This is a genomic window from Leucobacter sp. USCH14 (genome assembly GCF_037619215.1).
GTDB lineage: Bacteria > Actinomycetota > Actinomycetes > Actinomycetales > Microbacteriaceae > Leucobacter.
The window spans coordinates 164,171-186,808 of the sequence record NZ_JAQPZP010000005.1; the positions used below are offsets into that span (position 1 = coordinate 164,171).

Annotated in this window: 22 protein-coding genes; 8 read left to right on the forward strand and 14 right to left on the reverse strand. The window is 69.8% G+C overall.

The window, feature by feature from the left end:
• Positions 1–9 precede the first annotated feature (9 nt).
• Positions 10–1,845, forward strand: a complete 1,836-nt coding sequence (locus tag PQI23_RS07415; protein ID WP_339973069.1) for a putative bifunctional diguanylate cyclase/phosphodiesterase — start codon at positions 10–12, stop codon at positions 1,843–1,845.
• Here PQI23_RS07415 and PQI23_RS07420 read toward each other — a convergent pair.
• From PQI23_RS07420 to PQI23_RS07430, 3 genes are read right to left on the reverse strand one after another with little or no spacing between them, the layout of a single operon-like run.
• On the reverse strand, positions 1,832–2,995 hold the full coding sequence (locus PQI23_RS07420) for an Mrp/NBP35 family ATP-binding protein (protein WP_339973070.1): 1,164 nt from the start codon (positions 2,993–2,995) through the stop codon (positions 1,832–1,834). The genes PQI23_RS07415 and PQI23_RS07420 overlap by 14 nt on opposite strands.
• Positions 2,988–3,578 carry a DUF1003 domain-containing protein gene (locus PQI23_RS07425; RefSeq protein WP_339973072.1) on the reverse strand — a complete coding sequence of 197 codons (591 nt, stop codon included), beginning with the start codon at positions 3,576–3,578 and terminating at the stop codon, positions 2,988–2,990. Before PQI23_RS07425 ends, PQI23_RS07420 begins: the two co-directional genes overlap by 8 nt.
• Positions 3,575–4,873: a magnesium transporter MgtE N-terminal domain-containing protein gene (locus PQI23_RS07430; protein ID WP_339973074.1), complete on the reverse strand. Its 1,299-nt coding sequence runs from the start codon at positions 4,871–4,873 to the stop codon at positions 3,575–3,577. Before PQI23_RS07430 ends, PQI23_RS07425 begins: the two co-directional genes overlap by 4 nt.
• Positions 4,874–4,998: 125 nt before the next feature.
• Between PQI23_RS07430 and PQI23_RS07435 the strand changes: the two genes are divergently transcribed.
• Positions 4,999–5,502, forward strand: coding sequence for a general stress protein (locus PQI23_RS07435; protein ID WP_339973076.1), 504 nt, complete (start codon positions 4,999–5,001; stop codon positions 5,500–5,502).
• 60 nt (positions 5,503–5,562) lie between these two features.
• On the opposite strand, the gene PQI23_RS07440 is transcribed toward PQI23_RS07435, so the two are convergent.
• Together PQI23_RS07440 and hrpA are read right to left on the reverse strand one after the other, a co-directional pair.
• Positions 5,563–5,922 carry a hypothetical protein gene (locus PQI23_RS07440; RefSeq protein ID WP_339973077.1) on the reverse strand — a complete coding sequence of 120 codons (360 nt, stop codon included), beginning with the start codon at positions 5,920–5,922 and terminating at the stop codon, positions 5,563–5,565.
• A gap of 142 nt (positions 5,923–6,064) precedes the next feature.
• Positions 6,065–10,015: an ATP-dependent RNA helicase HrpA gene (gene hrpA, locus PQI23_RS07445; RefSeq protein ID WP_339973079.1), complete on the reverse strand. Its 3,951-nt coding sequence runs from the start codon at positions 10,013–10,015 to the stop codon at positions 6,065–6,067.
• Positions 10,016–10,119: 104 nt separating this feature from the next.
• On the opposite strand from hrpA, the gene PQI23_RS07450 reads away from it, so the two are divergent.
• Genes PQI23_RS07450 through argG form a run of 3 tightly spaced genes read left to right on the forward strand, consistent with a single transcriptional unit; the run spans position 10,120 to position 13,430 of the window.
• The gene (locus PQI23_RS07450; RefSeq protein WP_339973081.1) at positions 10,120–10,956 is read left to right on the forward strand and encodes an aldo/keto reductase; all 837 of its coding nucleotides are present in this window, start codon (positions 10,120–10,122) and stop codon (positions 10,954–10,956) included.
• Positions 10,957–10,968: 12 nt separating this feature from the next.
• Positions 10,969–11,967 (forward strand): malate dehydrogenase, encoded by a 999-nt coding sequence (locus PQI23_RS07455; RefSeq protein WP_339973083.1) that lies wholly within the window; start codon positions 10,969–10,971, stop codon positions 11,965–11,967.
• Positions 11,968–12,008: 41 nt separating this feature from the next.
• A complete protein-coding gene (gene argG, locus PQI23_RS07460; protein WP_339973085.1) occupies positions 12,009–13,430 on the forward strand; it encodes an argininosuccinate synthase in 1,422 nt (473 codons plus the stop codon).
• Between the two features lie 216 nt (positions 13,431–13,646).
• Here argG and PQI23_RS07465 read toward each other — a convergent pair whose 3' ends face one another.
• On the reverse strand, positions 13,647–13,895 hold the full coding sequence (locus PQI23_RS07465; RefSeq protein ID WP_010156721.1) for a WhiB family transcriptional regulator: 249 nt from the start codon (positions 13,893–13,895) through the stop codon (positions 13,647–13,649).
• Positions 13,896–14,085: 190 nt separating this feature from the next.
• On the opposite strand from PQI23_RS07465, the gene PQI23_RS07470 reads away from it, so the two are divergent.
• A complete protein-coding gene (locus PQI23_RS07470) occupies positions 14,086–14,508 on the forward strand; it encodes a hypothetical protein (RefSeq protein ID WP_339973087.1) in 423 nt (140 codons plus the stop codon).
• Positions 14,509–14,544: 36 nt separating this feature from the next.
• Here the strand turns inward: PQI23_RS07470 and bcp are convergent, their stop codons facing one another.
• The 3 genes from bcp to aroA form a co-directional block, all read right to left on the reverse strand.
• On the reverse strand, positions 14,545–15,018 hold the full coding sequence (bcp, locus tag PQI23_RS07475) for a thioredoxin-dependent thiol peroxidase (protein ID WP_339973089.1): 474 nt from the start codon (positions 15,016–15,018) through the stop codon (positions 14,545–14,547).
• A 73-nt stretch (positions 15,019–15,091) separates the two neighbouring features.
• Positions 15,092–16,150, reverse strand: coding sequence for a ribosome small subunit-dependent GTPase A (gene rsgA, locus PQI23_RS07480; protein ID WP_339973091.1), 1,059 nt, complete (start codon positions 16,148–16,150; stop codon positions 15,092–15,094).
• Positions 16,151–16,154: 4 nt separating this feature from the next.
• Positions 16,155–17,600 carry a 3-phosphoshikimate 1-carboxyvinyltransferase gene (aroA, locus tag PQI23_RS07485; RefSeq protein ID WP_339973093.1) on the reverse strand — a complete coding sequence of 482 codons (1,446 nt, stop codon included), beginning with the start codon at positions 17,598–17,600 and terminating at the stop codon, positions 16,155–16,157.
• Positions 17,601–17,643: 43 nt separating this feature from the next.
• On the opposite strand from aroA, the gene PQI23_RS07490 reads away from it, so the two are divergent.
• Both PQI23_RS07490 and PQI23_RS07495 read left to right on the forward strand, forming a co-directional pair.
• Positions 17,644–18,258 (forward strand): sigma-70 family RNA polymerase sigma factor, encoded by a 615-nt coding sequence (locus PQI23_RS07490; protein WP_339973095.1) that lies wholly within the window; start codon positions 17,644–17,646, stop codon positions 18,256–18,258.
• The gene (locus PQI23_RS07495; protein ID WP_339973097.1) at positions 18,255–18,512 is read left to right on the forward strand and encodes a zf-HC2 domain-containing protein; all 258 of its coding nucleotides are present in this window, start codon (positions 18,255–18,257) and stop codon (positions 18,510–18,512) included. The genes PQI23_RS07490 and PQI23_RS07495 overlap by 4 nt, the downstream gene beginning before the upstream one ends.
• 39 nt (positions 18,513–18,551) lie before the next feature.
• On the opposite strand, the gene PQI23_RS07500 is transcribed toward PQI23_RS07495, so the two are convergent.
• From PQI23_RS07500 to PQI23_RS07520, 5 genes are all read right to left on the reverse strand, one after another.
• Entirely contained in the window at positions 18,552–19,394 is an 843-nt protein-coding gene (locus tag PQI23_RS07500; protein ID WP_339973099.1) for an alpha/beta fold hydrolase, read from the reverse strand.
• A gap of 73 nt (positions 19,395–19,467) precedes the next feature.
• The gene (locus PQI23_RS07505) at positions 19,468–19,839 is read right to left on the reverse strand and encodes a Fe-S oxidoreductase (protein ID WP_339973100.1); all 372 of its coding nucleotides are present in this window, start codon (positions 19,837–19,839) and stop codon (positions 19,468–19,470) included.
• Entirely contained in the window at positions 19,836–20,723 is an 888-nt protein-coding gene (locus PQI23_RS07510; protein ID WP_339973101.1) for an arginase family protein, read from the reverse strand. Before PQI23_RS07510 ends, PQI23_RS07505 begins: the two co-directional genes overlap by 4 nt.
• A gap of 90 nt (positions 20,724–20,813) precedes the next feature.
• Complete coding sequence (locus PQI23_RS07515; protein ID WP_339973102.1) at positions 20,814–21,650, reverse strand: DUF3097 family protein; 837 nt, start codon at positions 21,648–21,650, stop codon at positions 20,814–20,816.
• Positions 21,651–21,730: 80 nt separating this feature from the next.
• Positions 21,731–22,636, reverse strand: coding sequence for an LCP family protein (locus PQI23_RS07520; RefSeq protein ID WP_339973104.1), 906 nt, complete (start codon positions 22,634–22,636; stop codon positions 21,731–21,733).
• Between the last annotated feature and the right edge of the window lie 2 nt (positions 22,637–22,638).

Sequence of the window (22,638 nt, forward strand, 5' to 3'; positions counted from 1 at the left end):
GATCATCGGGTGACCGGCGACGAGATCGACCGCAATGAGGCGGTCGGGGGAATCTCGAACGAACAGCGCCTGATGCAGGAGCGGCTCGCGCGGCCGCAGCACGCCTACGACAAGATCTTGATCGCGCTCAACGAGCATTCGATCGTCGCGGTCACCGATGCACTCGGCCGCATCACGTACGTCAACGACCGCTTCTGCGAGATCTCGCAGTTTCCGCGCGAAGAGCTCGTGGGGCGCACGCACCGCATCGTGAACTCCGGTCACCATCCGCCGGCGTTCTTCGCGGATCTCTGGAGCACGATCTCCGACGGTCGCGTGTGGCAGAGCGAGATCTGCAATCGCGCCCGAGACGGGTCGGAGTACTGGGTGAACACCACGATCATTCCTCTGATCGGAGGCGATGGGCGGCCGAAGAACTACGTCGCGCTCCGCACCGAGGAGACGCAGCGGCACGAGGCGGAGGCAGCCGTGCGACGCCTCGCCTTCATCGATCCGGTCACCGGTCTCGACAATCGCGCCGCGATGCTGCGAGCGATCGAGGAGGTCACCGGAAGTGCCGCGGCGACCGCGCGCTTCTCGGCCTTCCTCACGCTGAGCGTCGACCAGCTCTCCGTCGTGAACGACGCCTTCGGGTTCGAGGCGGGCGACCGACTGCTGCTCGATGCGGGACGAAGGCTGCGCAGCGTCGCCGAGGCCCGGGCCCGCGTCGGAAGGATCGGATCGAACACGTACGGCGTGCTGCTTCCCGACATCGGCGCGGACCTCGCTGCCGCAGAAGCAGCGGTGCAGCGCACGATCGATCGGGTATTCGAAGCGCTCGTCGGTGCGAGCGAGCTCGAATCCGGCATCACCATCAGCGCGGGGGTGAGTCTCGGGCATGTGCTCTGGACCTCGCCGTCGTACGGCGACGCTCCAGGCACGGCGATTCCGGAGAGCGCCGATGCGCATCGGTGCATCGTGTCGCGCGACGCAGGCGAGATCCTCAAGTGCTCCGAGATCGCCCGCAAGCGGGCGAAGCGCGAGAGCGGGCAGCGGCGCGCTCAGCGGTTCGAGCAGCGCATGCTCGACGAGGTGCACGACCGGATGACGCTGGTCTCAGAGTTGCGCGCGGGGATCGCGCGCGGCGAGCTGCGTCTCTACGCGCAGCCCATCGTCGATCGAGATCGTCGTGTGATCGGAAAGGAAGCGCTGCTCCGGTGGCAGCACGGCGCGCGAGGGGTGGTACTCCCCGACGAGTTCATCCCGGTCGCCGAGCAGACCGGCGTGATCGTGCAGGTCGGCGACTGGGTGCTCGAAGAGGCCTGCCGGGTGCTCGCGGAGTGGGCGGACGATGAGGCGACCGCCGAGCTGACGCTCTCGGTGAATCTGAGCGAGCGTCAGCTGCAGGCCTGCGATTTCGCGGAGCGCGTGCGCGAGGCGATCGCGCGCTACGGGGTCGCTCCGGGTCGACTGCACCTCGAGCTCACGGAGAGCATGCTGCACAGCGACCTCGCGCGCACGACCACCCTGCTCGAGAGCCTCCGCGCAGACGGCGTGCACGCCTCGCTCGACGACTTCGGCACCGGCTACTCGTCGCTCAGCTACCTGCGGCAGCTCCCGGTGCAGCAGTTGAAGATCGACCGCTCGTTCGTGTCGTCGATCGTCGGCGACGCGCAGGGGGCCGCCGTCGCCGAGACGATCGTGCGGCTCGCTCGCATCTTCGGGCTGCAGGTCGTGGGCGAGGGAGTCGAAACGGAGGAGCAGTTCGCACGCCTGCGCGAGATGGGCGTGGACGCGTTCCAGGGGTATCTCTTCGGACGCCCCGAGCCGATCGAGCGACGGCCGGCGGCGCCTACCGCACCGTGAGTCCGAGCGGCCGACCGGCGAGCCCGCGGCCGTGCTGCGCCAGCGAGGCCGCGATGCGGATCACCTCGGCGGCCGCGGGGTCTGCGGGGTCGGTGAGAACGGTGGGCGCTCCGCGATCGCCGCCCTCTCGGAACGCCGGACTCAGCGGGACGCTGCCCAGAAGGGCAACCGCACCGTGCTCGGCGTCGCTCAGGCGCTCCGCCACGAGCGCGCCCCCTCCCGACCCGAAGAGATCGAGGACGCTCCCATCCGGCCTCGCAAGACCCGCCATGTTCTCCACGACGCCGATCACGCTCTGACCGGTCTGCCGTGCGACGAGCGCGCTGCGCACGGCCACATCGGCGGCGGCCTCCTGCGGCGTGGTGACGACCAGCACCTCCGCCTGGGGGAGCAGCTGCCCGATGCTGATCGCGATGTCCCCCGTGCCCGGAGGCAGATCGAGCAGCAGGACATCGAGGTCGCCGAACCACACGTCGCGCAGGAACTGCTCGATCGTCCGGTGCAGCATCGGCCCGCGCCACGACACCGCGGTGCTTCTCGGATCCGCGTCCCCGAGGAACATGCCGATCGAGATGACCTTCACGCCGTATGCGACGGGCGGCAGAATCATGTCGTCCAGGCGCGTGGGCTGCTCCGTTCGACCGTCTCGGCTCAGGCCGAGCAGGCCCGGGATCGAGAATCCGAAGACGTCGGCGTCGATGAGGCCGACGGACAGGCCCTGCTGCGCGAGCGCGACGGCGAGGCCGGCCGTGAGCGACGACTTGCCGACGCCTCCCTTTCCGCTCGTCACGGCGATGACGCGGGTGAGGGAGTCGGGCCCGAACTGCTGCGGTCGCGAGCCTCGCTCTCCGCGCACCCGCTCGATGAAGCTCTGCCGCTCCCGGGGCGACATCACGCCGACGACGACCTCCGCTTCGGTGACGCCCGGGGCCGCTTCCGTCGCTGACCGCACGTCGGCCTCGATCCGCCGCGCTGCCGGGCACCCGGCGATGGTGAGCAGGATCGACACCTCAGCGCGCCCCGCCTGGTCGACGGCCACTTCGCGCACCATGCCGAGCTCGGTGATCGGGCGGAGGATCTCGGGATCGGAGACTCGATCGAGGGCATCCCACACGGCCCGCTCCGCACCGGAGGCGGGCCGATCAGTCATGCTGCCGGCTCGCGGTTCGGTCGGGCGCCGGATCGCGTCGCGTCGGAACACGCGGCGCCTGCTCCCGCGCCGCATCGCTCTCGGGCTCATCCTCTGCCAGTTCCGCGAGCAGGGATCGGAGCTCGGATCGCACGAAATCGCGGTCGGGAAGCTCCTTCAGAGCGAGCCGCAACGCGACGACCTCGCGAGCGAGGAACTCCGTATCGGCGAGATTGCGCTCGGCGCGCTGGCGATCCTGCTCGATCTGCACGCGGTCGCGGTCGTCCTGCCGGTTCTGCGCGAGCAGCAGGAGGGGCGCTGCGTAGGAGGCCTGCAGGGAGAGGATCAGGGTGAGCGCAGTGAACCCGAGCGCCGCGGAATCGAAACGGAACGGCTCGGGGCCGTAGGTGTTCCAGATCAGCCAGGCGACGCAGACGATCGTGAGCGCGAACAGGAACCACGGCGTCCCCATGCCGCGTGCGATGCTCTCCGTCCACCGCCCGAATCGCTCGCTCTTGCCGGAGCGGCCGTCCCCGCGCCCGGCGCCCCGCCCGCTCGCCGCACGCGGGGCGTCGAGGCCGCTGCCGCGTCGGAAGGGGCTCATCCGCGCACCCCGCTTCCGGCAGGGGTTCCGCTCTCGGTGGGGAGCGGGGCGTCGTCGTCGGCGTGCCGCCAGTCGTCGGGGAGCAGGTGGTCGAGTACGTCGTCGACGGTCACCACCCCGACGAGGCGGTTCTGCTCGTCGACGACGGGCAGGGCGACGAGGTTGTAGCTCGCGAGGCGGCGCGACACCTCCGCTGCGCTCGCGTGGACGGTCACCGGCTCGATCTCGGCGTCGAGCAGCGACGCCATGCGCTCGTGCGGGGGGAAGCGGAGCATGCGCTGGAAGTGCGCGAGACCGATGTACTCGCCCGTCGGCGTCTCGTAGGGCGGGTGGGTCACGTAGACCGCCGAAGCCATCGCCGGCGAGATCTCTGCGCGACGGATCATCGCGAGCCCTTCGGCGACGCTCGACTCGGCTGCGAGCACGATGGGCGCCGGACTCATCAGGCCACCGGCGGTATCGGCGTCGTACTCGAGGAGCCGTCGCACGTCCTCCGCCTCCTCCGGCTCCATGAGGTCGAGCAGCTCGGCGCCCTGAGCAGCCGGAAGCGCCGAGATGAGGTCGGCCGCATCGTCCGCCTCCATGCGGTCGAGCACGTCGGCCGTGCGGCCGGACGGCAGCTGCGCGAGCAGCGCGAGCTGATCCTGTTCGCTCATCTCCTCGAGCGCATCGGCCACGCGCTCGTCGGGCAGCTCCTCGATCACCTCGATCATGCGCGGCTGGGGGAGCTCGAGCAGGGCCTCCGCCAGGTCGGCGGGCTTGAGATCGACCAGCGTCTGGATGAGCAGTTCGGCGGTGCGCGTCCCCTCCGAGGAACTGGGAAGACGCAGCTCGCCCCAGCTCACGATGCGCGCGTCGCCTCGACTGAACGGCGCCGCCGGCTTCGGAAGGCGCACGAACACTTCGGTCACGAGCCACTCGCCCGTGCGGCTGCGCTCGATCGCCGCGTCCTCGATCCGCGCGCTCGTCCCCGGTTCCCCGGCCGACTGCGTCAGCTGCACGTCGCGCCCGATGAGCTCCGCGATCATCCGCGTCTCGCCGCCCCGCTGCTCGAATCGGCGAACGTTGATGAGGCCGGTGGTGATCACCTGGCCCGACCCGATCGAGGTGACACGTCCGATCGGCACGAACACCCGGCGCTTGCCGGGGATCTCGACGATGAGCCCGACGACGCGCGGGGCGCTCGTCGCCCTGAAGACGACCAGCACATCGCGCACCTTGCCGATGCGATCGCCGACCGGATCGAATACGCCGCGACCGGCGAGCCGACCGACGAAGACCCTCGAAGTACTCACCCCACTACGGTACCGCTCAGCGACCTGCGGCGATACACGGTCCCCTCGTACGCTCGAAGCTGAATCAGCGCGGGATTCGCGCCCCGTTCCGGCGCCCTTCCGGCGAGAGGTGGGAGAATCGGAGTATGAGTACTCCTGGTGGACCCATGCGGTCGTCGCGTCTCCCGCTGGTTCCCGAGTTGCCGAAGGGCGACATCGTCTCCACGTACGATCGCTACGAGGACGCGAAGCACGCCGTCGACGTGCTCGCCCGTGCCAGCTTCCCGGTTCGGCAGATCAGCATCGTCGGCAACGACGTGCGGAGCGTCGAGCGCGTCACGGGCCGTCTCACCTACGGCCGAGTGGCGCTCATGGGCGCGCTCTCCGGCGCGTACCTCGGTCTGTTCCTCGGTCTGCTGCTCTTCATCTTCCAGCCCGACAACGGCGCGATTCTCGGCGTGTTCGCCGCGGCGATCGCGATCGGCGCGGGCTTCGGCATGCTCTTCGGCGTGCTGTCGTACGCGATGAATCGCAACCGACGAGACTTCTCCTCGGTGATGCAGATGATCGCGACGAGGTACGACCTGATCACCGAGCCGGAACTCGTGCACGAGGCGCGCCGGGTGCTCACGGAGTCCGTCGAGCGCTGATCGCGGCCCGGGGGCGCGGTCTCGATGGACCGAGCCGCCGCGCCGCGAGGGCTGCTGCCCCTACTTCTCCAGCGAGTTCAGTGCGCGGATCCCGGCGTTCTCGAGTGCCCCGAGAGGCGTTCCGTCTGCGAGCGACGTCTCGACGCGGACGGTCGACATGCGCATTCGCGTCGACTCCGGCGTGGCCTGAGCGAGCGGGATGCTCGCGAACTCCGCGAGATTCTCGAGCGAGTGCTCCGAGAGCCAGTCGCGCGTGTCGGTGCTCGACAGAGACGCGTCGTACACCACCTTCGCGATTCCCTCCTCGACGGAGACCGATGAGAACGCCCGAGCCGCCAAGGCGCCTGCCTCAGCGCGTTCTGCGTGGAACTCGCGGATCGCGTCCTCGATCTCCTGGTCGGAAGCGGGCGTCTCGTTCATGGTGCACTCTCCAATGCTCGATCGACGGTTCGGGCCGCCCGGGGCTCTCCGGTGGCGGCCGTGGCCAGTCTACGAGTCGCTCGCACCGCCGTCGCGCGGTTGACGAGTGCCATCGGCCCGGGGCACATCCGGCCGCGGGGCCCTACGCGTCGCGCAGCGCCTTCTGGATGCGCTGCAGCGACACCGCCTCTGCAGCGCGCAGCTGCTGAGCGAAGAGGCTGACGCGCAACTCCTCGATCAACCATCGCGCGCGCTCGAGCCGCCTCGGCGCATCCACGGGGAGCGGGATCGCGCCTCCGGCCTCGGTGTAGAGCGCGATCGCGCGATCGATCTCGTTCTGCCAGGCGCGGTCGCGACCGGGATTCTCGGTGAGCCCGCGCATGCGCACCTGAACCGCCTCGAGGTACACGGGCACGCGTTCGAGTTGCGCGAGCCCGGTCTGCGAGACGAACCCGTCGAACACCAGGCCGTCGATCTGCCGCGCCGCATCCGATACCTGTCCGAGCACCTGCATCGACTTCGCCGCATCGATCGCTTTTCTGGCCAGTCGTGCGCCGTCGAGCACGCGGGCGGTGAGCGAGATGGCGCCGTAGATCTCATCGATCAGGGAACGGGCGTAATCGTCGGCCAGCGCTTCGAACTCGGCGGCGCGCCAGACGAGTCCATCCGGCGCATGCCGGCGGATCACGCGGTCGGCGACCGCGAGCGATACGTCGGCGATCGCCTGATCGAGCGTGCGATAGGGGCCGGCGCCGAGCAGCAGCTTCTCCTGGTTGGAGAGGTGGTCGCGCACGTACGAGGCCGGCGATGGGGAGCTCAGCACGAGGAGGCGGCGGATGCCGCGACGGGAGATGCGCTCCTGCTCGCTCTGATCGGCGACGAGCACGAGATCGACCGAGGTGCGACGGTCGAGGATCGCCGGGTACGCGCGCACCACACCGGCGCCCGCGGATCCTCGACCCTTCGCGTACGCGGAATCGACGTACCGGGGAAGATCGTCGAACGCCCAAGCCGTCGCTCCCGTTCGTTCGAGGTCGCTCTTCGGCAGCGCAGCGGCCGCGACCTTCGCGACGCCCTGGTTCGCGCGCTCGCGGTGCGCGGTCTGCAACTCGGCGAGGTTCTTGCCCGTGCCGATGGTGCGTCCGCGGCCATCGACCACCCGGAACGTCGGGGTGAGGTGCGCCGGGAGCCGGCCGGGGTCGAAATCGTTCGGAGCCACCGGAACGCTCGTGCGGCGTCGGATCTCCGTGGCGAGCAGGTGGGTGAGCGACGGCGCGGCCTCGCCGGCCGGCACCGGCGCGTCGAGCTGCGGCCCGACGGCGGCCAGCAGGGTGCGGGCCCAGTCCGCGGCGGGCACGACGTGCTTGCGAATCGCCTTCGGCAGCGTCTTGATGAGCGCTGTCACCAGCTCCTGCCGCAGGCCCGGCACGAGCTTCTCGAAGTCGGACCCCTCGAGGCGGGGGAGCAGCGGCAGTGGAACGTTCACCGTCACGCCATCGTCATCGGCGGTCGGATCGAAGCGGTACTTCAAGCGGAGCGTCTGATCGCCGTGCGACCACTGCTTCGGAAACTCCTGCTCGTCGACCGCCTCCGCCTCGCCCTCCACCAGGTCTTCGCGGCGCAGGTGCAAGAACTGCGGCGCGGCCTCGCGCTTCTGCTTCCACCACCCCTCGAAGCTGCGGGTCGAAACGACGTCTGCGGGGATGCGCGCGTCGTAGAACTCGAAGATCGCCTCGTCGTCACCGACGATGTCCCGGCGCCGCGTGCGCTCCTCGAGCTGTTCGAGCTCCCGCCGCAGCTGCCGGTTCGCGCGGTCGAACGCCTGCGGAGAGTCCCACTCGCCGTCGACCAGCGCATGCCTGATGAAGAGCTCGCGCGCGTGCTCCTGATCGTATCGAGCGAGCTGCACCCGTCGACGGTCGACGATCGGCACTCCGTAGAGCGTCACCCGCTCATATGCGACGGCGGCGCCCTGATTCTTCTCCCAGCGGGGCTCGGAGAGCTGGCGCTTCGCGAGCGGCCCCGCGAGCTCCTCCGCCCACGCCGGGTCCACGAGCGCGTTGGATCGTGCGAAGAGGCGCGAGGTCTCGACGAGTTCGACGCTCATCACGACCTCCGGCGGCTTCTTCGCGAGCACGGAACCCGGGTACAGCACGAACCGCGTGCCGCGCGAGCCGAGATACTCCTGGGCGGGCTTGCGCCGCGCCGCCCCGGCTGCGGAGCGGCCGCGGGCGGGAGTCGTGCGATCCTGGCGGTCATCGCGCACGCCGAGCTGCGAGAGCAATCCGGCGAGCACGGAGCGGTGGATCGCCTCGCCCGAACCGCCGGTCGCGCCGTGAGCGGCGCTGTCGCGCGGCGCCTTCGCGATCCTCGCCAGCTGCCGGTACAGGTCCATCCACTCCCGCACCCGCAGGAAGTTGAGGTATTCCGCTTTGCAGAGCCGGCGGAACGCGCTCGACGAGAGCTCGCGCTGCTGCTCCTGCACGTAGTTCCAGAGATTCAGCAGCGTGGCGAGATCGCCCTGCGGGTCGGCGAAGCGGCTGTGCAGTTCGTCGGCCCGGCCCCGCTCCGCCTGCGGACGCTCCCGCACGTCTTGAATGGTGAGACCGGCGACGATCGCGAGCACTGCGGGCACCACGTCGTGCCTCCGAGCCTCGACCACCATGCGCGCGAATCGCGGTTCGATGGGGAGACGGGAGAGCTCGCGGCCGATCCTCGTGATCCGGTGGGTCGCGCCGCGCTCGCCGCCGCGTCGACGCCCCCCGCTCCGGCCCTTCGCGGGGGCAGTCTCCACCGCCCCGAGCTCCGTGAGCAGGCCGAGCCCGTCTGCGATGCCGCGCTGATCGGGAGGCGTGAGGAAGGGAAAGCGGGCGATGTCGCCGAGGCCGAGCGCCAGCATCTGCAGAATCACCGAGGCGAGCCCGGTGCGCCGGATCTCCGGCTCCGTGAACTCGGGTCGCGACGCGAAGTCCTCCTCCGAGTAGAGCCGGATCGCGATGCCCGGGCTGGTGCGCCCCGAGCGGCCGGAGCGCTGATTGGCGCTCGCCTGCGAGACGGCTTCGATGGGGAGGCGCTGCACCTTGCTCCGGGCGCTGTACCGCGAGATGCGAGCCGTGCCCGCGTCGACGACGTAGCGGATGCCGGGCACCGTCAGCGAGGTCTCGGCCACGTTCGTCGCGAGCACGATGCGCCGCGCTCCGCCGGAGGATCTCTCGAACACGCGATGCTGCTCGGCGCTGCTCAGCCGCCCGTAGAGCGGCAGGATCTCAGTGCGGGCGCCGCGCGCCGATGCCCGGAGCCGGCCGTGCAGGGCGTCGGCGGCGTCACGGATCTCGGCCTCGCCCGAGAGGAACACGAGCACGTCGCCCGGCGCCTCCTTCGCGAGCTCGTCGACCGCGTCCCCGATGCCGTCGAAGAGATCGCGCTCGATCGTCGTGACCTTCGGCGCACCGGTCTTCGCATCCGGTCGCTCGATGCGCTCGACCAGTGGGCGGTAGCGCAGCTCGACCGGGTACGTGCGCCCGGAGACCTCGATCACCGGCGCCGGCTGCTGCGTCTTCGCATCGGCGAAGTGCTTCGCGAATGATTCGGGGTCGATCGTGGCCGAGGTGATGATGACCTTGAGATCCGGCCGACGGGGGAGCAGGGTCTTCAGGTAGCCCAGCAGGAAGTCGATGTTCAGACTGCGCTCGTGCGCCTCGTCGATGATGATGGTGTCGTAGGCTGCGAGGTCGCGGTCGCGGTGAATGGCGTTCAGCAGAATGCCGTCCGTCATCAACCGCACCCGGGTCTCCGCCGACACCTGATCGGTGAAGCGCACCTGGTACCCCACGAGGCCGCCGAGCTCGGATCCCAGCTCGTCGGCGACGCGCTCCGCGATGGTTCGCGCGGCGATGCGTCGCGGCTGCGTATGCGCGATGCGCTCGCGGCCGAGAGCCAGGGCGATCTTCGGCAGCTGCGTCGTCTTGCCCGAGCCGGTCTCGCCCGCGACGATGACGACCTGATGCGAGCGGATCGCCTCCGAGATCTCGTCGCGCATCCGCGAGACGGGAAGCTCCTCGGGAAACGTGATCTGGAGCGGGGGGAGCGTCATGATGCACCCATTATCCCGCGCGTCGCCCCCCGCGCGTAGACTGGCGACGACCGCGCCGATCGCAGGGTCGGCGGCTGCTCCGCACGACGACTCGAAAGGGCACGATGTCTGCACTCCAGATCCCGAACCTCCAGCTCAACAACGGCACGTTGATTCCGCAGCTGGGATCAGGCGTCTATCTCGTGAAACCCGGCGAAGCGGAGGGCGTCGTCGGCACCGCGCTCGAGGTCGGGTACCGCCACATCGATACAGCGAGCCTCTACGGCAATGAGGCTGAGGTCGGCCGGGCGATCGCGAACAGCGGCATCGCGCGCGATGAGATCTTCGTGACGACGAAACTCTGGAACACCGATCAGACCCGCGCAGCCGACGCGTTCGCCGAGAGCCTCGACCGCCTGGCGCTCGATCGAGTCGACCTCTACCTGATCCACTGGCCGCAGCCGATGCACGGCGAAGCCCTCGGGGCGTGGAAGTCGCTCATCGAGATCGCGGAATCCGGTCGGGCGTCGGCCATCGGCGTCTCGAACTTCGAGATCTCCGACCTGCAGCAGCTCATCGACGAGACGGGAGTGGTGCCCGCGGTCAATCAGATCGAGCTGCACCCGCTGCATCAGCGCCGCGAACTCGTCGAGTACTGCGTCGAGCACGGCATCGCAGTCGAGGCGTGGGGGCCGCTCGCGCAGGGGAAGTCCGACCTCTTCGACCGGCCCGAGCTGCTCGAGATCGCCCGGAAGCACGGGAAGAGCCCCGCGCAGGTCGTGCTCCGCTGGCACGTGCAGCAGGGGCGCATCGTGTTCCCCAAGACGGTTCGCCGGGAACGCATGATCGAGAACGCCGAACTGTTCGATTTCGAACTCGACGCCGCCGAGGTGTCGGCCATCGACGCGTACGAGGCCGGTACGAACTTCGGGCCCGATCCGCGTACCTTCGACGCGCGATAGAAGGAGAACGGCATGACCCACGCACCCATCACCATCACTCTGACCGGCGCCGGCGGCCAGATCGGCTATGCAGCGCTGTTCCGGATCGCGGCCGGCGACCTCTTCGGCCCCGACCGGCCCGTCAGCCTCCGGCTCCTCGAGATTCCGCAGGGAATGCGGGCCGCGGAGGGGGCCGCGCTCGAACTCGCCGACTGCGCGTTCCCGACGCTCGCGGGCGTCGAGATCACGGACGACGCGGATGTCGCCTTCGATGGAGCGAACGTCGCGCTGCTCATCGGTTCGCGTCCTCGTTCCGCGGGCATGGAGCGCGGCGACCTGCTCGCCGCGAACGGCGCGATCTTCGGGCCGCAGGGCCGTGCGATCAACGCGCAGGCGGCCGACGACGTGCGCGTCGTCGTCGTGGGCAACCCCGCGAACACGAACGCGCTCATCGCGCAGCAGAACGCCCCCGACGTGCCGGCGGAGCGCTTCACCGCGCTCACCCGGCTCGACCACAACCGAGCGGTCGGGCTGCTCGCAGCGGAGGCCGGCGCTCCGGTGGCAGACATCTCGGGTGTCACGATCTGGGGCAATCACTCGGCGACGCAGTATCCCGACCTCAGCCATGCGACCGTGCGGGGCGACGCCGCGCTCGCCGCCGTCGATCCCGTGTGGGCGCGCGGCCCGTACATCGAGCGCGTCGCACAGCGCGGCGCGGAGATCATCGACGTGCGCGGTGGATCCTCAGTCGCATCCGCCGCCAATGCGGCGATCGAGCACACCCGCGACTGGGTGCTCGGCACCGGCGCGCGCTCGGCGGGTCACTGGACGAGCGCGGCGATCGTCTCCCGCGGAGAGTACGGAGTGCCAGAGGGTCTGATCTCCTCTTTCCCCGTGACCTCTGCCGACGGAGACTGGAGCATCGTCGAGGGGCTCGAGATCGACGAGTTCTCGCGGGAGCGGATCGACGCCTCCGTCGCGGAACTGGCCGCTGAACGCGATGCCGTGCGAGAGCTCGGCCTGATCCCGTAGGGGGGAATTCCGAGCCCGCGGGGAGCCCTAGGATAGAGAGCATGTCCAAGGTTCTTTCTTCCCTCCCCGTGGGCGAGCGCGTCGGCATCGCCTTCTCCGGAGGTCTCGACACCTCCTGTGCAGTCGCGTGGATGCGCGAAAAGGGTGCTGTGCCCTGCACGTACACCGCAGACATCGGTCAGTACGACGAGCCCGACATCGACGGCGTCGCCGACCGGGCCAAGGAGTACGGCGCAGAGCTCGCACGCCACGTCGACGCGAAGCGCCCGCTGGTCGAAGAAGGGTTCGTCGCACTGCAGACGGGCGCCTTCAACGTGCGCTCCGGCGGCAAGACCTACTTCAACACGACGCCGCTCGGGCGCGCCGTCACCGGCACGCTGCTCGTGCGCGCGATGAAGGAGGACGGCGTCGACATCTGGGGCGACGGCTCCACCTACAAGGGCAACGACATCGAGCGCTTCTACCGCTACGGCCTCATGGCCAACCCCGCGCTGCGCATCTACAAGCCGTGGCTCGACCATCAGTTCGTGGAGGAGCTCGGCGGGCGCCACGAGATGAGCGAGTGGCTCGTCGCCAACGGGTACCCGTACCGCGATGCCACCGAGAAGGCGTACTCCACCGACGCGAACATCTGGGGCGCGACGCACGAGGCCAAGAAGCTCGAGTTCCTCGACGCGGGCCTCGACATCGTCGAGCCGATCATGGGCGTCGCCGCGTGGCGCGACGATGTCGAGGTCGCGACCGAGGAGGTCTCGGTGCGGTTCGAGGCCGGTCGCCCGGTGGCGATCAACGGCGTCGAGTACGACGATCCCGTGGCGCTCGTGCTCGAGGCCAACGCGATCGGCGGGCGGCACGGGCTCGGCGTCTCCGATCAGATCGAGAACCGCATCATCGAGGCGAAGTCGCGCGGCATCTACGAGGCGCCGGGCATGGCGCTGCTGCACATCACCTACGAGCGGCTCGTCAACGCGATCCACAACGAGAACACGCTCGCGAGCTACCACACCGACGGGCGCAAGCTCGGTCGCCTCATGTACGAGGGCCGCTGGCTCGACCCCGAGTCGCTGATGCTGCGCGAGTCGCTGCAGCGCTGGGTCGGCTCGGCGATCACGGGCGAGGTCACGCTGCGGCTGCGTCGCGGTGACGATTACACGATTCTGAACACCGAGGGCGACAACCTGAGCTACCACCCCGAGAAGCTCTCCATGGAGCGCACGGTCGGGGCGGCATTCGGGCCCGTCGACCGCATTGGCCAGCTCACGATGCGCAATCTCGACATCGCAGACTCGCGTCAGCGTCTCGAGCAGTACGCGCAGCTCGGCATCGTCGGCGGCTCGATCGCTGAGCTCGTCGGCCAGCTCGAGCAGGGCGGTGCCGCGGAGATCGCGAACGCGGTGGGCGGAATCGACGAGGACGCCGATGAACTCGGCCTCTCGGCTGCGTTCGACGCCGGCACCGACTGAGTTCGCGCACTGCTGGAATGCGAAGGGCCCATCCGTTCGGATGGGCCCTTCGTATGTGAGGCGCCATGCTCCTGCAGGGGATCCGATGTGGAGCGGGTGCACTCACGTGGCGTGCACCGCGTCACGCATGATCCCCTGCGCGACCGGCAGACACGACACAGGGAAACGGCCCGTCTCCTCCGAGGAGGGGACGGGCCGTTCGGCTCTGCGAGCTGCTCAGGAGGCGCGGCGAGCGCGCGCTGCGCGGCGCTTGAGAGCGCGGCGCTCGTCCTCGCTGAGGCCGCCCCACACGCCCGAATCCTGCCCGGTGTCCATTGCGTACTGCAGGCACATCTCGGTGACGGTGCAGCGCGCGCACACCGACTTCGCCCGTTCGATCTGTTCGACAGCGGGTCCCGTGTTGCCGACCGGGAAGAAAAGCTCCGGGTCTACGGTGAGGCAAGCTGCCTGTTCACGCCAATCCATGTGTCCTCCTCTGTAACGCACGCGCGCGAACAACCCGGAGACCGGATAGCCTAGAATTCGCGCCGTAACTACCTAATACGTGGCTGAGAATGCTCACGTCGGCGTGCGCGAAACTCGACGGGTTATATAGTTCCACGGATATAGATGCAAATCAATAGGTAACCCGCAATTGATTGGAAAGCGAGCCGCAATGCCCCCGACACCTCCCGATCATCCTCGTTCACGTGCGGGATGGGCGGTGCTGCGCGTGCTGCTGGTGCTCGAGAGCCTGCTGCTCGTCGGTGTTCTGATCTTCTCGGTAACGGCGGCGATCGGCTCGGTCGGTCCGCTGGCGCAGAACGTCAGCATCGTCGCCATGGCGGTGCTCGTGCTGGCCTGGGTCGCCATCACGGCCGTCGCGGCACTGCGGGGTCGCCCCAGCTGGGTGCGCGGATCGGCCCTGACCATTCACGTCCTGCTCTTCGCCGGCGGTACCGGCTGTCTGCAGCTCGGCATCGGCTCCTGGCAGTTCGGCTTCGCGCTCGTCGCGGGCGCGCTCCTGGGCTTCGCCGCAGCGGTGCTCGCGCGCCCGGACGAGCGACCCGTGTACGACGAAGATGGCCGCGCCGTCTGACGTGTTCGACGCGCTCGCGGCACCGGACTCCGGAGGTCAGACCTCGATGAGCTTGCGGAGGCGCGCGACGTGCCCGGTGGCTTTCACATTGGTGAGCGCGTGGGCGATCCGGCCCTGCTCATCGATGACGAACGTCGAACGGATCACGCCTTCGACGATGCGGCCGTAGTTGTTCTTCTCCCCGAACGCGCCGTAGGCGTGGTGCACCGCCGCGTCGGGGTCGCTGAGCAGTGGGTACTCGAGAGCGTCGCGATCGGCGAAGCGGCGGAGCTTCTCGACCGAGTCGCGGGAGACGCCGAGCACGTGATAGCCCGCGGCTTCGAACGGAAGGATCGAGTCGCGGAAGTCGCAGGCCTCCTTCGTGCAGCCCGGAGTCATGGCCTCCGGGTAGAAGAAGAGGATGACGCGCTTCCCGCGGTACTGCGCGAGCGCACGGGTGTTGCCGTCCTGGTCGAGGAGGGTGAAGTCGGGGGCCTCGTGGCCGGGCTCGAGCACTACGCGTTCAGTCATAGGGCCAGCCTATCGCTGCGGTGCGCGGGCGCTGTCACCCGGCACTGTCACCCGTCACCTTCACCCGACACCGTCACTTCAACAGGCGGCGCAGGGATTCGACGCGCGCTGCGCCCGCGGCGTCGAGGCGGCCGTCAGCGATTGCAGCGTCGAGCTCGCAGTCGGGGGCGTCATCCTGGTGCGTGCACCCTCTGGGGCAGTCCTCGATGATCTGCGCGAGGTCGGTGAACCCGCTGAGGATCCCCTCGGTGGTGACGTGCCCGAGCCCGAAGGAGCGCACACCGGGGGTGTCGATGACCCAGCCGGACGCACCGTTCGCCGCTCCGGGCGTCGCGGCGCGCAGCGCGACCGACGACGACGAGGTGTGCCGACCGCGGCCGGTGACCTCGTTGACGTGGCCGATCGCGCGCTCGGCCTCGGGCACGAGCGCGTTGATCAGGGTCGACTTGCCGACGCCGGAGTGCCCGACGAAGACCGTCGTGCGGCCGGCGAGCGATTCGCGGATCTCCGCGAGCGGCCAGGCGTCCGGCGCGGAGCGGAACACCGGCACCTCGAGTGCTGCGAAGTGCGAGAGGAACGGCTCCGGGTCGGCGAGGTCGACCTTCGTGATGCAGATGAGCGGAGCGATGCCGGCATCGTAGGCGGCCACGAGGTAGCGGTCGACGAGTCGAACGCGCGGTTCGGGATTCGCGGCGGCGACGACGATGAGCATCTGGTCGGCGTTCGCGACCATCACCCGCTCGATGCGGTCGCTGTCGTCGGCGCTGCGTCGCAGCAGGGTGCGACGATCCTCCACCGCCACGATGCGGGAGAGCGTCCCCGCGTCCCCGCTGGTGTCGCCGACGAGCTGCACGCGGTCTCCGATGACGATCGGTGTGCGGCGCAGTTCGCGGGCGCGCGACGCGAGCACCGTGCGCTCACGCGGATCACCGGGGTCGTCTCCGGCATCGATGAGCGCGGTGTACCGCCCGCGATCGACGGCCGTGACCATGCCCGTCACCGCGTCGGCGTGCTCGGGGCGTCGCTTCGTGCGCGGTCGGTTCGCCTTCGGGTTGGGTCGCTGTCTCACCTGGAGATCGGCGTACTCGGCGTACGGGTCGTCGGCCTCGTCGTCGGGGGTGAGCCAGCTCACGTCGTCACAGCCCCGCGATGAAGCCGCGAGCATCCCGGCTGAGCGAGGAGGCGGGGGCGGAAGGCACCGGGACCACGGCGCGCTCCCAGAGCTCGGTGAACCGGGGGAGCGTCTTCGACGTCGACGCCACGTCCTCGATCTCCACGCCGGGGATGCGCAGGCCGATGAGCGCGCCGGTCGTCGCCATGCGGTGGTCGGCGTAGCTGTGCCAGACCCCTCCGTGCAGCGCGGCGGGGCGTACCTCGATGCCGTCGTCGAGCTCCGCGGCGTCGCCGCCCAGCGCGTTGATCTCGGCGACGAGTGCCGCGATGCGGTCGGTTTCGTGGTGCCTGATGTGCCCGATGCCGGTGATGCGGCTCGCGGCGCCGTCCGTTCCGTCCGATCCGTGCGCGGCCAGCGCGGCGAGGCCGACGAGCGTCGGCGCGAGCTCTCCGGCCTCCGGCACGTGCAGCGAGACGCCGGAGATCGAGCCGGTCGCCGTGACCGTGAGATCGCCGGCGCCGTCGAGCTCGACCTCCGCGCCGAATTCGGGAAGCAGGGTGCGCAGCAGATCGCCGACCTGGGTCGTCGCGGCGGGCCAGTTCCGCACGGTGAGGCGCCCGCCGGCGACGATCGCCGCGGCGAGGAAGGGAGCGGCGTTCGACAGGTCGGGCTCGATCACCACGTCGGCGGCGCTGATCGCGCCCGGTGCGACGACCCATTCGCCGGCGGCCGGCGACTCGACCTGCACCTCGCGCGCCCGGAGACTCGCGATCGTCATCTCGATATGCGGCAGGCTCGGCAGACGCTCGCCGGTGTGCACGACGTGCACGCCGTTCTCGAATCGTGCACCGGCGAGCAGCAGCGCCGAGACGAACTGGCTCGACAGCGATGCGTCGAGTTCGACCCGACCGCCGCGCACCGAGCCCGTACCGTGCACGGTGAAGGGCAGTGCACCGCGGCCCTCATCGGCGATGTCGGCCCCCAGCGCTCGCAACGCGTCGAGTACGGGGCGCATGGGCCGCTTGCGGGCATAGGGGTCGCCATCGAAGGCGACGGGCCCGAGCGCGAGTGCGGCGAGCGCAGGCACGAAGCGCATGACGGTGCCCGCCAGCCCGCACTCGATCGTGGTCGAGCCGGTCAGCTCGGCTGCCGGGGTCACCCGCAAGTCGGGGTCGACGTGCTCACCGCGCGGCAGCTCCTCGATCCCGGTGCCGAGTGCGCGGAGCGCGTCGATCATGAGCACGGCGTCTCGGGAGCGCAACGGTGCGTGAAGCACGCTCGGCCCATCGGCGAGCGCCGCGAGCACGAGCTCACGGCCGGTGAGCGATTTCGAACCGGGAAGCTGCACGGTCGCATCGATCGCCTGCTCGGACCGCGGAGCGGGCCAGAGCGCCTCGGCCTCGGCGGCACTCTCGCCGGTGCCGGTCTCGTCGCCGTCTTTGCCCTGGTTCATCTTCGCGATCAGCATCGGGGTCGATTCTACCCGCAGCAGTCGCCAGTAGGATCGAGGCGTGAGTGATACCGCAGCACAGGCGAAGCTGGAACAGCGCTTCACGTCGGAGGCGCTTCCGATGCTCGATCAGCTGTACGGCGCAGCGATGAAGATGACCCGGAATCCGCAGGATGCGCAGGATCTGGTGCAGGAGACGTTCCTCAAGGCGTTCTCGGCCTTCGCATCGTTCCAGGAGGGCACGAACCTGAAGGCGTGGCTCTACCGGATCATGACGAACAGCTACATCAACACGTATCGGAAGCGCCAGCGAGAACCCCACCTGGGGGCCGTCGACGAGCTCGAGGATTGGCAGCTCGGGGGAGCGGAGTCGACGACCGCGATGTCCTCGCGTTCAGCGGAGGCCGAGGCGATCGATCGCACGCCGGACTCGGTGGTCACGACCGCCCTCAACGCGCTCCCGGAGGACTTCCGCATCGCCGTGTATCTCGCCGACGTCGAGGGGTTCAGCTACCAGGAGATCGCAGATATCGCCGAGGTGCCGATCGGAACGGTGATGAGTCGCCTGCACCGCGGCCGCGCCCGTTTGCGCAAAGCACTCGGGGAATACGCGAACGAGCAGGGCGTTGGACTGGGTGCGGGGAAGAAACCGACCAAGAAGGGAGCAGCGCGATGAATGAGTGCGAGCAGGCCAAGGCGAATGTCTACGAGCTGCTCCGAGGCGAGCTGTGCGCCGAGGAGTCAGCGCCGATTCGGGCGCACATCGCGCAGTGCCCGTCGTGTCAGGACGAGCGCAACGCGTGCGAGAAGCTCACGAACGTGGTGAAGCGCGCATGCGAGGAGGAGCGGGACAGCAATTGCCCTCCGGCCGCACTGAGGGACGCGATCCTCCGCAGTCTGCGCGCGGAGGATCCGAGCGCCGTCGTCTGACACTCGCAGCGGAGGCGCGGCTCTCCGCATGCGCGGCGTTCACCGCGCAGGGGCGCCGCCCGCCTCCAGCATCTCGTCGATTGCACGCGCGAGATGGCGCGGAGCGGCCTCGTGGAGGTTGTGCGACCCCGCGATAGTGACGACGGGACTCTCCGGCATCCGCTGGCGCCACTCCTCGAGAAGGTCGGACGAGAGGATGCCGGCGTCCGCAGCGATCAGCGCGACCGGAGTGCCGGAGGCGCGAAGTGACGCGAGCGGCTCCCAGATGGCCTCGTGCGGACGCGGGTCGTGGGGAGCGCCGACGCGCGGCGCTTCGAGATGCGCGAGGTGGTGCCGCCACTCGAGGCGACCGTCGGAGCGCAGGCGCGTGTTGAGTGAGATGCCGCGGGCGAGTGCGCTCGGGTCGCGGCCGATGCCGAAGCGCCGGGCGCGCTCCACGATCTCGTCGATGCTGCCGAAGTCCCGCTGACCCTGGATGAACTCCCGGACGGACCCGGTGTCTCTCGCGGGGGCGATGCCCGGCGTGATGTCGACGAGGATCACCACCCCCACGAGATCCGGTCTCGCTGCAGCGACGAGCGCCGCCGTCAGGCCGCCGAGGGAGTGGCCGACCAGAGCGACCGGCGAATCCGCCCGCTGCTTTAGCACCGCGCCCACGTCCTCTGCGAGGGCGGCAGGGCTGTAGTCCGCGTCATCGCGCCACTCGCTGCGGCCGTGCCCGGGCAGGTCCAGCGCGAGCGCCGGTCGATCGAGGGCGAGGAGCATCGGATCGAAGCTGTGCGCGTTCAACCCGGCACCGTGCAGTGCGACGAGATGCGACGGGCGGTCGCCGTCGAAGGCGAGGCCGCTCACCGATCGGCGATCCGGAAGCCGCGCAGACACGCGGGCAACCGTCGGAAGCGGCCCATCGCGCCCGACTCGCTCTGCGTCGCTCCTGAGGAAGCGGAATTCGTCGTCACCCTCGTGCATCGCGCACGTACCCCCCGTCGCGCAGCCCCGCCTCGATCTCGAAGCGGTTGCGCATCGGGTCTCGGCCCGCCAGGGCGTAGAGCACGGGAAGCGCGAGACCGTAGTGGCGCCACTGCTCGCGGTGAACGCGTTCGTGACGCAGCACCCGCTCCGAGACGTTCTGATTCGTCAGATAGCACGCGCCGACGCAACTGCCGCCCCGGCCGAAGGTCCAGCGCGGCATGCCGCGGAACACCCAGAGTCCATCTCGGCGCTCGATGCGCCCGCGGCTCCAGATCGCGCCCCAGACGAATCCGACGCACGTCGCGTACGCGTACCCGACCCAGGCGAACGGCCACCGCCGCCCCTGCGGGGTCACGCAGGCCCCGCTTCCGCTCGCGCGGTTTGAGGGGCGGAGCCCGACGTCAGTGCCCCGAGGGTGCGCAGCACCGTCGGGAGGTCCTCCACGGCCCGGTCGCGATCGGCGGGCGCGAACTCGCAGATCGCTGCTCCTGCGAGCGGCACGTCGGCGACCGCGGCGCGAATGGCGCCGGTGAGCTGCGCGACCGACAACCCGAACGGCACGGGGGAGTGCACGGAGCCGAACTCCGCGGGGTCGAGCACGTCGAGATCGACGTGGATGTACACGCCGTCGGCCCCCGCAATGCGGTCGAGGATCGCGGAGCGGAGTCCGTCTTCGCCGTTCTCGGCCAGGCTCGCCCGCAGCACGGGGATCTCGAGGCGCTGCAACTCGTCCTCCTCCTCCGGATCGATCGCACGCGCTCCCACGAGGGTGAGGTCGCCCGCCTGGACCGCGGGCGCTGCATTCAAGTCGGCGGAACCGTCTCCGAGGGCGTGGCGCAGCGTCATCCCCGAGGCGCTTCCCGACGGCGACGTGCTGGGGTGCTGCAGGTCGGGGTGGGCGTCGAACCAGAGCACCGCGAGCCGGTCGACCGAGCGTGCTGCCGCCTCGACACCGGCGAGCGATGTCGTGCAATCACCTCCGACGATGATCGGCGCGCGTCCTTCTGCGAGCGCCGGCTCGATCGCGGTACGGGCGGCCTCCCGGGCGCGAACCAGGCTGCTCAGGCGCGCAACGGGAGTGCCCATCGCATCTCCGGCCTCGAGGGGCACGGCGACCTCGCGCAGCGCCGAAGCCGGGAGGTCCTCGCGCAGCAGCTCAGCGCCCTCGGCGAGCTGCATCGCTCGGGCCGAGGGCGATCCCTGCCACTGGGGCATCAGAAAGAACATGGGGCGTGCCACGGTACCCTCCTCGCAGATCCACTGCAGATCAGAATACGCCCGCGCTCCGATGGCTCGCGCTCGTTCAGCAGTGCGAGAACACGAACGAGGTCACTCGACGGTCACGAAGTCGATCAGGTGCTCGACGCGACCGACGAGCTCGGGCTCGAGGTCGCGGAAGTCGCGCACCCGCGAGCGGATGCGCGACCAGGCGTCTGCGATATCCGCCTGCTCCTCGCTCGGCCAGCCGAGAGCGCGGCAGATGCCCCGCTTCCACTCGATGCTTCGAGGGATCGTCGGCCACCGCTCCAGGCCGACTCGCGCCGGCTTCACCGCTTGCCAGATGTCGACGAAGGGGTGGCCCACGATGAGCACGTGGGCGCCGTGCGGGCCACGGGCGATCGCATCCGCGATCCTCGACTCCTTGCTGCGCGGCACGAGATGGTCGAGCAGCACCCCGGCGCGGCGGTCGCGGGCCGGGCCGAAGTCGGCGAGCACCTGCTCCAGGTTGTCGGCTCCCTGCAGCAGTTCGACGACGACGCCCTCGATGCGGAGGTCATCGCCCCAGACCTGCTCGACGAGTTCGGCATCGTGCTTGCCCTCGACGAAGATGCGGCTGGGCATCGCGACGCGCGCACGCTGCTGCGGCGCGGCGAAGGATCCGGAGGCCGTGCGCTTGCGTGCACCGGCGGGCGCCGCGGGACGCACGAGGCGCACCGGCTCGCCGTCGACGAGGAACCCGTCGGTGAGCGGGAAGGCGCGCACCTTCCCTCGGAAGTCTTCGAGCTGCACGAGGCCCTCGCGCGCACCGACGACCGCTCCGCACCACTCGGACTCCGTGTGCTCGAGCACGAGGCCCTTCGCGAGCGGAACCTCGCGCCGTTCGACCGGGCCCCGGCGAGGTTTCATCGCTGCCACGGGGTCGAGATCGTATCGGTCGTCGAACATGGTGTCGAGCCTATCGCCGAGGCATGCAGTGCGCCGCGCATCGGTGCGCGCGCCGCTTCGCGCCCATAAGACGATCGGGGCTACTCGAGCGTGCAGTCGGTGCGGAAGCCGGCGTCGGCGAGTGCCGTCTTCGCGGTCTCGCCCATCTTGAGCGCGCGAGCATCGCCGATCTTCTCCGCCGGCAGCTCGTGGATGTCGAGGTCTGCTCGAGCGAGGCGGGCGAGTTCGAACGGATGCAGGCCGCCGCCGATGCTCAGCGACTCGCTGCCCGACCACACCGCTCCCGCCAGACCTGCGGCGTCGGCGTCGGAGAGCTCGGCGCGCACGCCGTCGAGCACTCGCCCCGACCAGAGCGCTCGTCGCTGCGCGCCGGCGTCGTCCGAGACGCGCACCCAGGTGCCATCGATGAGCTCTTCCGCGTGACGCGACCGCACCAGGCCGAGGGCGGTCGCGCCGTCGACTCGCTGCGGCCCGGCCGTGTCGATGCCGAGTTCGGCGGCCGGATCGCGGATCGGATGCTCGATGTCGACCTCGATGCCGCCGAGAGCGTCGATCGCGCCGACGAACCCTGTGGCGTCGATGGAGACGTACCGATCCACCGCGACGCCCATCGTCGAGCACACGCTCTGCATCAGCACATCGGGCCCCTCGAGGAGCGCGAGCGCGAGCGGGCCGAAGTAGTCGCCCGTCGAGGTCAGATCTCGCGGGACGGAGACAGCCGATGCGGTGCCGTCGGGTCCGAGCCGCACCAGCACGAGCGCGTCGGCCCGCGCTTGCCCTTCCGGCGTGCTGCGCTGCACATCGGAGGGAGCCCGCTCGATACCCGAGTCCGCGCCGACGAACAGGTACACGGTGCCGTCGGAGGGCTCCCGCTGCGAGCTGCCGAGTTCCGGCATCGCCACAGTGTCGATCCGACTCATGAGCACTGCGGTGAGCCCGCCGAGCGCGAGCACGAGCACGAGCGCGGCCACCGCGACGATTCGCATGG

Excerpts from the sequence above, each read along its gene's own strand:
- argG (WP_339973085.1), top strand. The coding sequence starts at position 12,009 with ATGTCCAAGGTTCTTTCTTCCCTCCCCGTGGGCGAGCGCGTCGGCATC.
- bcp (WP_339973089.1), bottom strand. The coding sequence starts at position 15,018 with ATGACTGAACGCGTAGTGCTCGAGCCCGGCCACGAGGCCCCCGACTTC.
- PQI23_RS07470 (WP_339973087.1), top strand. The coding sequence starts at position 14,086 with ATGCCCCCGACACCTCCCGATCATCCTCGTTCACGTGCGGGATGGGCG.
- PQI23_RS07455 (WP_339973083.1), top strand. The coding sequence starts at position 10,969 with ATGACCCACGCACCCATCACCATCACTCTGACCGGCGCCGGCGGCCAG.
- hrpA (WP_339973079.1), bottom strand. The coding sequence starts at position 10,015 with ATGACGCTCCCCCCGCTCCAGATCACGTTTCCCGAGGAGCTTCCCGTC.
- PQI23_RS07440 (WP_339973077.1), bottom strand. The coding sequence starts at position 5,922 with ATGAACGAGACGCCCGCTTCCGACCAGGAGATCGAGGACGCGATCCGC.
- PQI23_RS07420 (WP_339973070.1), bottom strand. The coding sequence starts at position 2,995 with ATGACTGATCGGCCCGCCTCCGGTGCGGAGCGGGCCGTGTGGGATGCC.
- PQI23_RS07520 (WP_339973104.1), bottom strand. The coding sequence starts at position 22,636 with ATGCGAATCGTCGCGGTGGCCGCGCTCGTGCTCGTGCTCGCGCTCGGC.
- PQI23_RS07515 (WP_339973102.1), bottom strand. The coding sequence starts at position 21,650 with ATGTTCGACGACCGATACGATCTCGACCCCGTGGCAGCGATGAAACCT.
- PQI23_RS07465 (WP_010156721.1), bottom strand. The coding sequence starts at position 13,895 with ATGGATTGGCGTGAACAGGCAGCTTGCCTCACCGTAGACCCGGAGCTT.
- PQI23_RS07435 (WP_339973076.1), top strand. The coding sequence starts at position 4,999 with ATGAGTACTCCTGGTGGACCCATGCGGTCGTCGCGTCTCCCGCTGGTT.
- PQI23_RS07495 (WP_339973097.1), top strand. The coding sequence starts at position 18,255 with ATGAATGAGTGCGAGCAGGCCAAGGCGAATGTCTACGAGCTGCTCCGA.
- PQI23_RS07425 (WP_339973072.1), bottom strand. The coding sequence starts at position 3,578 with ATGAGCCCCTTCCGACGCGGCAGCGGCCTCGACGCCCCGCGTGCGGCG.
- PQI23_RS07450 (WP_339973081.1), top strand. The coding sequence starts at position 10,120 with ATGTCTGCACTCCAGATCCCGAACCTCCAGCTCAACAACGGCACGTTG.
- aroA (WP_339973093.1), bottom strand. The coding sequence starts at position 17,600 with ATGCTGATCGCGAAGATGAACCAGGGCAAAGACGGCGACGAGACCGGC.